Source organism: Nocardia sp. NPDC005366 (assembly GCF_040606855.1).
Classification (GTDB): domain Bacteria; phylum Actinomycetota; class Actinomycetes; order Mycobacteriales; family Mycobacteriaceae; genus Nocardia.
Map to the genome: position 1 here is coordinate 327871 of NZ_JBEXFQ010000002.1, position 12115 is coordinate 339985.

At 65.3% G+C, this 12115-nt stretch carries 12 protein-coding genes; 7 read left to right on the forward strand and 5 right to left on the reverse strand.

Annotated features, from left to right (window positions below):
- Positions 1-28: 28 nt before the first annotated feature.
- From ABZS43_RS03780 to ABZS43_RS03805, 6 genes are all read left to right on the forward strand, one after another.
- Complete coding sequence (locus ABZS43_RS03780; RefSeq protein ID WP_355034252.1) at positions 29-1378, forward strand: LLM class flavin-dependent oxidoreductase; 1350 nt, start codon at positions 29-31, stop codon at positions 1376-1378.
- The gene (locus tag ABZS43_RS03785) at positions 1375-2619 is read left to right on the forward strand and encodes an MFS transporter (RefSeq protein WP_355034253.1); all 1245 of its coding nucleotides are present in this window, start codon (positions 1375-1377) and stop codon (positions 2617-2619) included. The genes ABZS43_RS03780 and ABZS43_RS03785 overlap by 4 nt, the downstream gene beginning before the upstream one ends.
- 5 nt (positions 2620-2624) lie before the next feature.
- Positions 2625-4211 carry an FAD-binding protein gene (locus ABZS43_RS03790; RefSeq protein WP_355034254.1) on the forward strand — a complete coding sequence of 529 codons (1587 nt, stop codon included), beginning with the start codon at positions 2625-2627 and terminating at the stop codon, positions 4209-4211.
- The gene (locus ABZS43_RS03795) at positions 4208-4534 is read left to right on the forward strand and encodes a ferredoxin family protein (RefSeq protein WP_355034255.1); all 327 of its coding nucleotides are present in this window, start codon (positions 4208-4210) and stop codon (positions 4532-4534) included. The genes ABZS43_RS03790 and ABZS43_RS03795 overlap by 4 nt, the downstream gene beginning before the upstream one ends.
- Before the next feature lie 101 nt (positions 4535-4635).
- The gene (locus tag ABZS43_RS03800) at positions 4636-5580 is read left to right on the forward strand and encodes a TauD/TfdA family dioxygenase (RefSeq protein ID WP_355034256.1); all 945 of its coding nucleotides are present in this window, start codon (positions 4636-4638) and stop codon (positions 5578-5580) included.
- Positions 5581-5837: 257 nt separating this feature from the next.
- Positions 5838-6830 (forward strand): LLM class F420-dependent oxidoreductase, encoded by a 993-nt coding sequence (locus ABZS43_RS03805; protein ID WP_355034257.1) that lies wholly within the window; start codon positions 5838-5840, stop codon positions 6828-6830.
- A gap of 48 nt (positions 6831-6878) precedes the next feature.
- Here the strand turns inward: ABZS43_RS03805 and ABZS43_RS03810 are convergent, their stop codons facing one another.
- Positions 6879-7097, reverse strand: coding sequence for a hypothetical protein (locus tag ABZS43_RS03810; protein WP_355034258.1), 219 nt, complete (start codon positions 7095-7097; stop codon positions 6879-6881).
- A 119-nt stretch (positions 7098-7216) separates the two neighbouring features.
- Positions 7217-7972 carry a nuclear transport factor 2 family protein gene (locus ABZS43_RS03815; RefSeq protein WP_355034259.1) on the reverse strand — a complete coding sequence of 252 codons (756 nt, stop codon included), beginning with the start codon at positions 7970-7972 and terminating at the stop codon, positions 7217-7219.
- A 75-nt stretch (positions 7973-8047) separates the two neighbouring features.
- Between ABZS43_RS03815 and ABZS43_RS03820 the strand changes: the two genes are divergently transcribed.
- On the forward strand, positions 8048-8665 hold the full coding sequence (locus ABZS43_RS03820; RefSeq protein WP_355034260.1) for a TetR/AcrR family transcriptional regulator: 618 nt from the start codon (positions 8048-8050) through the stop codon (positions 8663-8665).
- Between the two features lie 97 nt (positions 8666-8762).
- On the opposite strand, the gene nrdE is transcribed toward ABZS43_RS03820, so the two are convergent.
- The 3 genes from nrdE to nrdH all read right to left on the reverse strand — a co-directional run bounded on the left by nrdE (position 8763) and on the right by nrdH (position 11795).
- Complete coding sequence (gene nrdE / locus ABZS43_RS03825) at positions 8763-10844, reverse strand: class 1b ribonucleoside-diphosphate reductase subunit alpha (RefSeq protein ID WP_355034383.1); 2082 nt, start codon at positions 10842-10844, stop codon at positions 8763-8765.
- Between the two features lie 62 nt (positions 10845-10906).
- Complete coding sequence (nrdI, locus tag ABZS43_RS03830) at positions 10907-11389, reverse strand: class Ib ribonucleoside-diphosphate reductase assembly flavoprotein NrdI (protein ID WP_355034261.1); 483 nt, start codon at positions 11387-11389, stop codon at positions 10907-10909.
- 172 nt (positions 11390-11561) lie between these two features.
- On the reverse strand, positions 11562-11795 hold the full coding sequence (gene nrdH / locus ABZS43_RS03835) for a glutaredoxin-like protein NrdH (protein WP_109528165.1): 234 nt from the start codon (positions 11793-11795) through the stop codon (positions 11562-11564).
- Positions 11796-12115 lie beyond the last annotated feature (320 nt).

Sequence of the window (12115 nt, forward strand, 5' to 3'; positions counted from 1 at the left end):
CCACCCCGGCAAAGGAATAGATCTACCCATGTCCCCCAAGCAATTCCACATCAACGCCTTCCTCATGGGAGTCGGGCATCACGAAGCCGCGTGGCGTCACCCTCGCACCGAGGAACACCGCGTCCTCGATGTCGCCCATTTCCAGGAACTCGGGCAGATCGCCGAACGCGGGAAACTCGATTCGGTGTTCTTCGCCGACGGTCTCGCGGTGGGGCCGCGTATCGAACGCAATACCCTCGCGGTTTTCGAACCCGTGACGCTGCTCGCGGCCATCGCCTCGGTCACCTCCCGGGTCGGACTCATCGCCACCGCGTCGACCAGCTACAACGAGCCGTTCAACCTGGCCAGGAAATTCGCCTCGCTCGATCACATCAGCCACGGCAGGGCGGGATGGAATATCGTCACCTCCGCCGGCGAGGACGAGGCGTTCAATTTCGGGTACGACGCCATTCCCGAACACGCCCGCCGTTACGAGCGGGCCCAGGAGTTCGTCGATGTCGCCGTTCGACTGTGGGACAGCTGGGAATCCTCGGCGATCGTGCTCGATCCGGAGCGGGGGGTGTTCGCCGATCCGTCGAAGGTGCACACCATCGATTACGACGGTCCGCGCTTCAAGGTCCGCGGACCGCTGAATTCCCCGCGCAGCCCGCAGGGACGTCCGCTGCTGGTGCAGGCGGGTTCCTCGGAGAGCGGTAAGGATTTCGCGGCGCAATACGCCGAGGCGGTGTTCACCGCGCAGCGCACCCTCGCTGAGGGACAGGCCTTCTATCGCGATCTGAAGTCGCGGCTGGCCAAGTTCGGGCGTTCGGCCGACGAACTGAAGGTGCTGCCGGGGCTGGTGCCCTACATCGCCGATACCGAGGAGCAGGCGCGGGCGCTGGAACAGGAATTCACCGATCTGATCTCCCCCGATTACGCGCTCGGTCAGCTTTCGCGGATGCTCGGCGTCGATCTCACCCAGCACGCGCTGGACGCACCGCTGCCGCCGCTGCCCGAGGTGACCGATTTCGAGGGTGGTAAGAGCCGATTCAGCCTGGTCAAGGAATTGGCCGAGAACGAGAACCTCACGGTGCGCCAGCTCATCGGCAAACTCGGCGGTGGACGCGGGCACCGCTCCTTCGCCGGAACCCCCACCCAGATCGCCGACGAACTGCAGAGCTGGTTCGAGAACGGCGCGGCGGATGGGTTCAACATCATGCCGCCGTATCTGCCGGGCGGGCTGGAGGATTTCGTCGACAAGGTGGTCCCGATCCTGCAGGAGCGCGGACTGTTCCGGACCGACTACGAATCCGACACACTGCGTGGGCATTACGGGCTCGACCCGGTCGAGAGTCAGTTCGCCGAGAGCCGGTTCGCCGACGCCGAAGCGAGCGCATGACCTCGTGTTCGGAGTCCGCACCGCTACCCGCCCCGATAACTTCCCTGCGCCCGCTGGTGTTCACGGTCTACGTGCCCACCCTGGCGCGGGGTATCGGGATGGGCGCCGCCGCACCGGTGATGACGCTCACCGCGCTCGATCTGGGTGCGTCGGTGGCGGTCGCGGGCTTATCCGTGGCTCTGGTCGGACTCGGCCAAGTACTCGGCGACATCCCTGCCGGGCAGTTGGTGGCGCGGGTCGGGGAACGGGCCTCGACCGTCGGGGGCACCGTGGTCGGACTGTTCGGCGTGCTGCTGTGCCTGCTCGCACCGAATGTGGCGGTGCTGTGCGCGGCCCTGCTGATCGTCGGATTGTCCAACGCCGTCTGGGGTCTGGCACAGATGACCTATATGGCCGAGGCCATCGTCTTCGAGCGGCGGGCCAGGGCGATGTCACTGTTCGGCGGAGCGATGCGGCTCGGATTCTTCGTCGGGCCGTTCCTCGGCGCGCTGGCGATTCTCGGATTCGGTATCCGAGGCGGGTTCGCGGTGCAGTTCGTGGCCTTCCTGCTCGCGGGCTGGATGATGGCGCGGATGCCGCTGCCGAGCGCGGCAGATCCCACGCCTGTCTCCACAGCGCCGCTGTCGCTGATCGGCGTCGGGAGGCTGCACCACCGGGTGCTGTCGACACTCGGCGCGGGATCGCTGCTGATGGGCGCGGCCCGCGCGTCGCGCGAAGTGATCCTGCCGCTGTGGGCCCATCACATCGGGATCGGCGCGGCCACCGCCAGTCTGCTGTTCGGGATCGGCGCCGCATTGGAGTTGGTGTTCGCCTATCCGGCGGGGCATCTGATGGACCGGTTCGGGCGCAGTCCCGTCGCGGTGCCGTCGCTGTCCATCCTCGCTCTCTCGTATTCGACTGTGCCGCTGACTTATTCGACGATCACGCTGGGTGCGGTGGCTATCGCCATGGGAATAGGCAACGGCGTCGGCAACGGGGTGATCATGGTGCTCGGCGCGGATGTGGCCCCCGCCGCGATCCGCTCGGAATTCCTGGCGGCGTGGCGCCTGACCCACGACGGCGGCGCCTTCGGCGGGCCGCTGCTGATCGGCACGCTGGCCACCGCGGCACCGCTGGCAGTCGCGGCATTGACCATCGGCGCGGTCGCGGCACTCGGCGCCGCGGTGATGGCGCGCTACATCCCGCATTACGTCCCCTGGCCACCCGCCGGGCGGGAATCGGAACCCTCCAACAGAAGGTGACATCCATGACCGAAATCGATGTTCTCGTCCTGGGCGGCGGCCCGGCGGGCACCTGGGCCGCGTTGAAGGCCGCCGCGACCGGAGCCTCGGTCACGCTGGCGGACAAGGGATTCTGTGGCAGCAGTGGCGCGACAGCGGCAGCGGGCACCGGGATCTGGTATGTGCGGCCCGAACCCGAATTGCGCGAGAAGGCGATGGCGAGCCGCGAGGCACTCGGCGGCTACCTCGCCGACCGCGAGTGGATGGCCCGGGTACTCGACGAAACCTTCGACCGCGTCGACGAACTCGCCGAGGAGGGCCGCTACCCGTTCCCGGTGGACCCGGACGGCACGCCGCGCCGCACCGGCGTTCAAGGGCCGGAATATATGAAACGCCAACGGCTTCGGGTGCAGCGCGCGGGGGTGACGATTCTCGACCACAGCCCGGCGCTGGAATTGCTCAGGACCGCCGACGGCGCGGTCGCGGGCGCACGTCTGCACCGGCTCGCCGACGGATCGCGTATCGATATCGCCGCCCGCGCGGTCGTGCTGGCCACCGGCGGCTGCGCGTTCCTGTCGAAAACGCTCGGCTGCGATGTCAATACCGGCGACGGCGCGCTGATGGCGGTGGAGGCGGGCGCCGAACTGTCCGGGATGGAATTCTCCAACGCCTATGCCATCGCGCCGGAATTCACCTCGGTCACCAAAACCGCGTACTACGGCTTCGCCACCTTCTATCTCGGCAGCGGCGAGCCGCTCGCGGGGGCCTCGAGTAAGGGCGGACGTTCCGTCATCGCCCAGACCCTGCTCACCGAGCCGGTGTTCTGCACACTCGATCGCGCCGACGAGGGCCAGCGGCGGGCCATGCGCCTGGGACAACCCAATTTCTTCCTCACCTTCGACCGGCTCGGCATCGATCCGTTCACCGACCGATTCCCGATCACACTGCTGCTCGAGGGCACGGTCCGCGGTACCGGCGGGGTGCGGGTGGCCGGTGCGGACTGCTCGACCGGCGTACCCGGCCTCTACGTCGCCGGTGATGTCGCGACCCGCGAACTGATCTGCGGCGGTTTCACCGGCGGCGGCAGCCACAATGCCGCGTGGGCCATGTCCTCGGGGAGCTGGGCGGGCGCGGGGGCCGCGCGATACGCACTACGCCAGGGGAATTCGGCAGGTCACCGGAAACGGTTCGGCACCGGTGAGATCGGTCTTCGGCCCACCGGGCGACCCGATCCCGCACTCACCCACTCCGAGATCGTGGCCGCCGTGCAGCGCGAAGTGCTGCCCTACGACAAGAACTATCTACGCCACGGCGACCGCCTGCGTCCCGCGTTGGCCGCCCTGGACGAGGTGTGGCGGGCAGCCCGCGGCGGACTCGAGTACGCGGGCGCCGATCCGTCGAAGGTGCGCTCGGCGGCGGCGATGACCGCGCACGCCAGGTGGATGTACACCGCGGCGCTGGCCCGCACCGAATCGCGCGGCATGGCACGGAGGCAGGAATTCCCCGATCTGGATCCGGCGCAACACCATCGGCTCATCACCGGCGGTCTCGACGAGATCTGGACCGCGCCGGAACCGGTCTTTCTCGCGGGCACCGAATTGGTGTCGGCATGATCGAAGTCGTCTCGGCCGAACGCTGCATCGAATGCGATAAATGCATCGAGGTCTGCCCCACCCACGTCTTCGACCGCGGCGCGGACGGCATTCCGGTGCTCACCAGGCAATCCGATTGCCAGACCTGCTTCATGTGCGAGGCCTACTGCCCCGTCGACGCCCTCTTCGTCGCACCCCGCATCGAACCGCTGCTCCCCGGTGATCCGCAACTCGACGAGAACTACCTCATCGAACGCGAACTGCTCGGCAGCTACCGCAGGAAACTCGGCTGGGGCGGTGGAGAACTCGGCGCTCGCCTCGCCATCGGACCGGAACTTCCATAACCAACGACTGGAGGTGAACCTCATGCGCGTGTACCGCTGTGCCTGTCGTCCGACGATCCGCCCCGCCCACCCGAACCGTCTCCTCCCCGAATGAGTTCCCCATGACCGCTGTACACGAAAACCCGACCGTCCTCGCCGCCGACACCGTGCGGATCGCACCCGTCGCGGGCCATATCGGCGCCGACGTCTCCGGCGTCGACCTGCGCGAAACCCTCACCGACGCGCAGGTCGAGGCGATCACCTCCGCCCTGCACACCTACAAGGTGCTGTTCTTCCGCGACCAGCACATCGGCCACGCCGAGCAGATCGCCTTCTCTCGGCGTTTCGGTGCGGTCACCCCGTCGCACCCCTATGACGACGACGCGCCGACCGAATTCCCCGAGATCCTCGCCGTCGACAGCCGCCTGTACGAAAAGCGTTTCGGGGTACGTAAATTCAGCTATACCAATCACTGGCATACCGATGTCTCGCCGCTGATCAACCCGCCGGCCGCGTCGATTCTGCGCGCCGAGATCGCCCCGGAACGCGGTGGCGACACCCGCTGGACCAACCTGGTCGCCGCCTACGAGAATCTGCCGGAATCGCTGCGCCGATTCGTCGACGGATTGCGCGCCCAGCATCGTTTCGGCGGCCGCAGACCCGCCTGGGACGCGAACAGCGACTACGCCAAGAAGGTCGCCGCCGCCCCGCTGGTCACCGAACATCCGGTGGTGCGGGTGCACCCGGTGACCGGCGAGCGCGCGCTGTTCGTCAATCCCGGCTTCACCACCCATATCGTCGGACTCAGCCCCGACCAGAGCGACGCGGTGCTGAAACTGCTGTTCGACGAGATCGCGCATACGGCCTACACCGTCAGCTTCCGCTGGCGTGCGGGCAGCATCGCGTTCTGGGACAACAGGGTCACCGCCCACCTGGCCCCCAGCGACCTCGACCACCTGGACGTCACCCGCGTGCTGTACCGCACCACCCTCGAGGGTGATATCCCGGTCGGTATCGATGGGCGGCCGTCCACCTCGATCTCCGGGGCGCAGTTCACCGGCGCATAGTCCGACATACCCGGTCGAGCGGATGCTCGGCCGGGTACGTGGTCGCTGGTCCACGGTCGCTGGACGCGGGGGCGCCTAGTCTCGGAGTTGCACGCACGCAGCGTCTAACTCACGCAGCGTCTAACTCACGCAGCATCTAACTATTGACCCGCGAACGACGACCCGCGACAGTTCTCGGCGGCCCATACCGTCATCACGGCGGGCCATCGCGCGGGTCGTGCCGCGACGAGGTTCGAGTAACGACAGAGGAGATTTCAGTGCGCTTCGGTATCTTCATCCCGCAGGGTTGGCGGCTCGACCTGGTCGGTATCGATCCCGCCTCACAGTGGACCGTGATGCGCGACCTCGCGAAGCGCGCCGACGAGAGCGATATCTGGGAGTCGCTGTGGGTCTACGACCACTTCCATACCGTGCCCGTGCCGACCGAGGAGGCCACCCACGAGGCGTGGTCGCTGATGTCGGCCTTCGCCGCCACCACCTCGCGGATTCGGCTCGGCCAGATGTGTACGGCGATAAGCTATCGCAATCCGGCGTATCTCGCGAAGGTCGCCGCCACCGTCGATTTGATCTCCGGCGGCCGCGTGGAGATGGGTATCGGCGGCGGCTGGTACGAACACGAATGGCGCGCCTACGGTTACGGTTTCCCGTCCGCGGGTGATCGGCTGCGTCGCCTCGACGAGGGCGTGCAGATCTTCCAGCAGGCGTGGACCAAGGGCGAGGCCACCCTCGACGGCAAGCACTACCAGGTCGACGGCGCCATCGTGCGCCCACTTCCGCTCCAGGAGGGCGGGATTCCGCTGTGGATCGCCGGCGGCGGCGAGAAGGTGACGCTGCGGATCGCGGCGAAATACGCGCAGTACACCAATTTCACCGGAATCCCCGAGGAGTTCACGCACAAATCCGAACTGCTGCGTGCGCATTGCGCCGACGTCGGCACCGATTTCGACGCGATCGTGCGTTCATCGAATTTCAATGCGGCCATCGGCGCGACCGAGGCCGAGGTGGAAGAACGGCTGCGCGATCTGCAAGCCCGGCTGAGCCCCTTCGTCGGCGCCGAAGCCGCCGCCGCCCAGATCGACAACATCTACCGCACCAGCGCGGCGGTCGGCACGCCGGAGCAGGTCATCGAAAAGCTCACCGCGGTCGAGAAACTCGGCCTCGAATACGCCATCTTGAACTTCCCGGAGACGGCCTACGACACCTCGGGTGTCGAACTGTTCGAACGCGAAGTCGCCCCCGCGCTGGCGTGAACATCGCCTCGGCGGTTCGCGGTGGCATTCGCGAACCGCCGATCAGCGCTACCGCCAGGCGGGCGTCTTACGCCATTGATCCACCGTCGCGTCGGCGATCCGTTCGTGCGAGCGCACCATCATCCGCTCCAGCACCGCCATCCGCTGGCGCTGGACCAGCACCTCCCGCAACGCCATCCGCACCGTGTCCTCCGGTGTCGCGGTGCCGAGCAGTGTCCCGACCACCGCCAGCACCCCGTCGTCCACGTCGACCGTCACCTCGGACATTCCCGCACCTCCCGACTCACCCCGTCCCCCCTGAATCGTAGGACCACAACCGCTTTCGCAGCACCCCGACCTGCCCGAAATGTTCTCGGCTGGTGATGACGAGGCTGCTGACGCTGTGCCTATCTCCTCGAGGTGAAACGCCGGACCAGCGCGGGAATTCTCGACGCCGACATCAGTGCCCGGAATTGCCAGCTGTCATCGCGCGGCAGAACTCCGCCGCGCTGGGTCGCGTCCAGGAAGTCGTAGAGGGTTTCGCCTTCTTCCATGAGACCGTCCTCGTTGAAGTGATAGCGGTCGACGGCCGTGCACTGAATGAATCGACCGTTGCCGTGAATGGCGGGGGCCGTGTCGTCGTAGGGGTAGAGACGCAGCGGACCGTCCCAGTGTCCGCTGCCGACGTAGCGAATCACCACGCGCACTCTGCCTTCCGGCGTGACATCCAGATAGACCTGGCCGGGCAGCGGATCGTAGCGCCAATCGGGGATGGCCTCGAAAAACGCGAAGTTGTACCGCACGAATTCCTCGATGCCGACGATGGTACGCCCGAACGTCGTGACGTCGGTGTAGCGGACGTCGGGGGCGTACAGCTCGCTGTTGACGCTCATATCCCGGACCAGGAAGCTCCACCAATACTTCTTGGCCCAGTCCATGACCCAGCTCAGATCCACGCCGAGCTTCTCGTAGTACGTCAGTTTGGCGCCGAACTGGACGAACCATTCTTCGGTATTGGCCTGCAATTCCGGTTCGGCCATGACCCGTATCGGCACGGCCCGGTTCGACTCGAGGAACTCGGGAGCCGGTCTCGCCAACCGTGGACGCCGGAGAGCCTGCTGGAACTGTTCCTCATCGAACACGGCGCGCCCTTTCCCGGTCAACTTGAATCATATGATTCATGTTGAATCAGGTGATGTCAACGGCCTGCTACAGGCCGTCGATGCGAGGATGACGCGGTGAACGCACCCAAGCTGTGGCGAGGCCAGACGCTGCGCGACCGGTCGGCCGACCGACGCGAGCAACTGCTCGACGTGGCACTGGATCTGCTCGGCACCGACGGCTCGACCGCCGTCACCATGCGCGCGGTCACCCGTCTGGCGAACCTGAGCCCGCGCTATTTCTACGAGAGTTTCGACAACAGGGAAGCGCTGCTCACCGCGGTCTACGACCGCGTGGAAACGGCACTGCTCGACCGGATGCACACCACCCTGCCCGGCGCCGACCTGCACGCCAATGTCCGAGTAGCGCTGGAAATCTGTGCCGACTACTTCGAGGCCGATCCCCGCCGAGCGCGAATCCTGCTGCGCGAACCCCTCAACGACGACACCCTGCGCAGACACAGCGCCCAGCGCAGCCCGGCATTCATCCTGGCACTCGCCCCGATATTCGGCGCCGACGCCGAACCCCTCGTCACACGCGGCGAGGAAAACCTCGCGATCATCGGCACCGCCATGGCGGGCGCACTGGTCGCGCTCTACCTCGACTGGGCCGACGGCCGACTCACCGTGAGCAGGGATCGGCTGGTCGATTCGGCCGTCGAGATCGTCCTGTCACTGCTGAACATCCGGCTCTGACCACACCCCCTATGTGTCCTCGAGGTGCGCTGTCCGATCGCGGTGCTGAGCGCGGTTCCGGTCGGCCTTGTCCGCGGCCGACCGAATCCGATCCCGCTCACAGCATGCAGCTGACGCAACCCTCGACTTCGGTCCCTTCCAGGGCCATCTGACGCAGACGGATGTAGTACAGGGTTTTGATGCCCTTGCGCCAGGCGTAGATCTGGGCCTTGTTCAGGTCACGGGTGGAGGCGGTGTCCTTGAAGAACAGCGTCAGCGACAGCCCCTGGTCCACGTGCTGGGTGGCAGCGGCGTAGGTGTCGATGATCTTCTCGTAGCCGATTTCGTAGGCGTCGTCGTAGTACTCGAGGTTGTCGTTGTCGAGGTAGGGCGCCGGGTAGTAGACGCGGCCGATCTTGCCTTCCTTGCGGATCTCGATCTTCGACGCCACCGGGTGGATCGAGCTGGTGGAGTGGTTGATGTAGGAGATCGAGCCGGTCGGCGGCACCGCCTGCAGGTTCTGGTTGTAGATGCCGTGCTCCATGACCGAGGCTTTCAGCTCGCGCCAATCGTCCTGGGTCGGGATGCGCACGCCCGCGTCGGCGAAAAGCCGCGCGACGCGTTCGGTCTTGGGCTCCCACACCTGATCGGTGTACTTGTCGAAGTATTCGCCGGTGGCGTACTTCGACTCGGGGAAGCCGCCGAAGTAGGTGCCGCGCTCTTTCGCTATCAGATTCGAGGCCCGAATCGCGTGGTAGACAACGGTGTAGAAGTAGATATTGGTGAAGTCGATACCTTCGTCGGAACCGTAGTGCACCCGTTCGCGGGCCAGGTAGCCGTGCAGGTTCATCTGGCCGAGGCCGATCGCGTGGGACTGGTTGTTGCCCTGCTCGATCGAGGGCACCGAGTAGATGTGGGTCTGATCCGACACCGCGGTCAACGCCCGGATCGACACCTCGATGGTCTGCGCGAAATCAGGCGAATCCATCGTCTTGGCGATGTTGAGCGAACCCAGGTTGCACGAGATGTCCTTGCCGACCTTGGCGTAGGACAGATCGTCGTTGAATTCCGAGGGCGTGGAGACCTGGAGGATTTCCGAGCACAGATTCGAGTGGGTGATCTTGCCCGCGATCGGGTTGGCCCTGTTCACCGTGTCCTCGAACATGATGTACGGGTAGCCCGACTCGAACTGCAGCTCGGCGATGGTCTGGAAGAACTCGCGCGCCTTGATCTTCGACTTGCGGATCCGCTTGTCGTCGACCATCTCGTGGTACTTCTCGGTGACATCGATATCGGCGAACGGCTTGCCGTAGATGCGTTCCACGTCGTACGGCGAGAAGAGGTACATATCCTCGTTCTTGCGCGCCAGTTCGAAGGTGATATCGGGAATCACCACGCCGAGGGACAAGGTCTTGATGCGGATCTTCTCGTCCGCGTTCTCCCGTTTGGTGTCGAGGAAGCGGTAGATATCCGGGTGGTGGGCGTGCAGATACACCGCGCCCGCGCCCTGGCGCGCGCCGAGCTGGTTGGCGTAGGAGAACGAATCCTCCAGCAGTTTCATGATCGGGATGACGCCCGAACTCTGGTTCTCGATCTTCTTGATCGGGGCGCCGTGCTCGCGAATATTACTGAGCAGCAGCGCGACTCCGCCGCCGCGCTTGGACAGCTGCAACGCGGAGTTGATGGAGCGCCCGATGGACTCCATATTGTCCTCGATGCGCAGCAGGAAGCACGACACCGGCTCGCCGCGCTGCTTCTTACCCGAATTGAGGAAGGTCGGGGTGGCGGGCTGGAAGCGGCCGTCGATGATCTCCTCGACCAGCTTGCTCGCCAGCGTCTCGTCGCCCGCGGCCAGCGTCAGCGCGACCATGACCACGCGGTCCTCGAACCGCTCCAGGTAGCGCTTGCCGTCGAAGGTTTTGAGCGTGTACGAGGTGTAGTACTTGAACGCGCCGAGGAAGGTCGGGAACCGGAACTTCTTGGCGTAGGCCTGCTTGAACAGCTTCTTGATGAACGGGCGGCCGTACTGCTCGAGAACCTCTGCCTCGTAATAGTTCTCGTCGACCAGGTAGTCCAGCTTCTCCTCCAGATTGTGGAAGAAGACGGTGTTCTGGTTGACGTGCTGCAGGAAGTACTGCCTCGCGGCGGCACGGTCCTTGTCGAACTGGATCTCGCCGTTCGGGCCGTACAGGTTCAGCATCGCGTTGAGGGCGTGGTAGTCGAGTACCTCGCTTGCCTCCGCGTTGCGGACCGGAATCTGCTCTAGACGAGCTGTTTTTCCGGTCGGTGCGGTGGTTGCTGTTGCCAAAACAATCCCAATCCCTCTCGGACGCGTTCGACGTCCTCAGCGGTTCCCATGAGTTCGAAGCGATACAGGTACGGCACCCCGCATTTGCGCGAGATCACCTCTCCCGCATAGCAGAAGGTATCGCCGAAGTTCGTGTTGCCCGCAGCGATGACCCCGCGCAGCAGGGCGCGATTGTGCGGATCGTTGAGGAACTTGGCGACCTGCCGCGGTACGAAATCCTTGTCGGATCGGTTACCCCCCAGCACGTGCCGACCGCCCCCGTAGGTGGGGACGATCAGTACGTACGGTTCGTCGACGCGCAGCGAATCGGCGGTGTGCAGTGGTATGCGAGTCGCCGGGAGTCCCAGCTTCTCGACGAAGCGGTGCGTATTTTCCGAAGCGCTGGAGAAGTACACCAGCGCGGCGGGAGCGGAGCCTGCGGAGCGACCCGGCGACACCGGAGCGGAGCCTGCGGAGCGACCCAGCGACACCGAAGCGGAGCCAGCGGAGCGACCCAGCGACACCGGAGCGGAGCCAGCGGAGCGACCCAGCGACACCGAAGCGGAGCCAGCGAAGCGACCAGCGGGCACGGCGACTACCTCCCCTCGCCAGGTCGGAATGAACGGGCGGTCAGGCCGCCACGGTCGCGAGAGATTTGATGCGGTCGGGCCGGAAGCCGGACCAGTGATCCTCACCGGCGACGACGACCGGGGCCTGCAGGTAACCCAGCGCCATGACGTAGTCACGCGCCTCGTCGTTCACGGAGATGTCGACGACTTCGTACTCCACCCCGACTTTGTCGAGCGCCTTGTAGGTGGCATTGCACTGGACGCAAGCGGGCTTGGTATACACGGTGACGGTCATATGTCCCTCTCTCCTATGCCTAAGTCCACAGCCGGTGATCCGTATGCCGATCGTTCGAGCGACCTGCGAGCAGGCGCTTGCGATGCATGCTCCGCCGTACGCTGCGCAAACTCCTGGATCCAACTCGGAGAACCCCCGAAACCCCTGCTCCGACCCGCTGGGCCGAGGTGGTTCACACGGTGGTTCCGCGCCGTCTTCCAGTGAGCAAGACACTACACCTAGTGGCCGACAGATTCACACAACACGACATGTTGCGAGTTACAAAGATGGGATTCCTACTCGGTAAGCCCCTGGACAGTCGATTCACAAACCGACACGAG